Origin of the sequence: Rhodococcus sp. YH3-3, from assembly GCF_001653035.1 — a bacterium.
Lineage (GTDB): Bacteria > Actinomycetota > Actinomycetes > Mycobacteriales > Mycobacteriaceae > Rhodococcus_F > Rhodococcus_F qingshengii.
The window spans coordinates 1-927 of sequence record NZ_BCWH01000031.1; the positions used below are offsets into that span (position 1 = coordinate 1).

1 protein-coding gene is annotated in these 927 nt (G+C 61.7%); it reads right to left on the bottom strand.

The window, feature by feature from the left end; translation table 11 throughout:
- Positions 1-30 precede the first annotated feature (30 nt).
- Positions 31-837 (bottom strand): enoyl-CoA hydratase-related protein, encoded by an 807-nt coding sequence (locus YH3_RS34680; RefSeq protein WP_042446807.1) that lies wholly within the window; start codon positions 835-837, stop codon positions 31-33.
- Positions 838-927 lie beyond the last annotated feature (90 nt).

Sequence of the window (927 nt, forward strand, 5' to 3'; positions counted from 1 at the left end):
CGTCGTCGCCACCGGCCGTCGGGTGTGGGTTTAGTTGCCGCGGTATTTGCTGAAGTCGGGTGTGCGTTTTTCGTTGAAGGCGGTGATGCCTTCTTTGGCTTCGTCGGATTCGCCGAAGATTTTGAGGGTGGAGATGGCCATGGCGCCTTGGGCGATGAAGTGTTCGGTGTCGGCGTTGAGGGATTGTTTGAGGATTTTGAGGGTGGTGGGGGAGAGTTGGAGGATTTCGTCGGCCCAGGTGCGGACTTCGGTGGTGAGTTGGTCGGCGGGGACGATTTTGTTGACCAGGCCCCAGTCGAGGGCTTGTTGGGCGGTGTAGCGGCGGCAGAGGAACCAGATTTCGCGGGCGCGTTTTTCGCCGATGGTGCGGGCGAGGTATCCGGTTCCTAGTCCGGCGTCGAAGGATCCGACGCGGGGTCCGTTTTGGCCGAAGATGGCGTCTTCGGTGGTGATGGTGAGGTCGCAGAGGAGGTGGAGGACGTGTCCGCCGCCGACGGCGACGCCGTTGACGGCGGCGATGACGGGTTTGGTGACGTCGCGGATGACGCGGTGGAGGGCTTCGACTTCGAAGAGTCCGCTGTCGGAGGGGCCGTAGTCGCCGGTTTCCATGCGTTGTTTTTGGTCGCCGCCGGCGCAGAAGGCTTTGTTTCCGGCGCCGGTGAGGGCGATGGCGCCGACGTCGTTGCTGCCCCAGGCGTGTTTGAAGGCTTTGACGAGTTCGTCGACGGTGCGGGCGCGGAATGCGTTGTAGCGGTCGGGTCGGTTGATGGTGATCCAGGCGAGGCCGTTGTCTACTTTGTAGGTGACGTCGGTGAAGTCGCTGCTGAAGTCGTTCATGTGACCTGGTGGTCCTTCCGTGGGCGCGTTCGTCGGGTTTGGTCCGACCGTATGACTGAATGTAGCGGTGATAACGATCGTTTTCAAGAG

What these genes read in the sequence shown, in the direction of transcription:
- YH3_RS34680 (WP_042446807.1), bottom strand. Translation starts at nt 837, where the DNA reads ATGAACGACTTCAGCAGCGACTTCACCGACGTCACCTACAAAGTAGAC.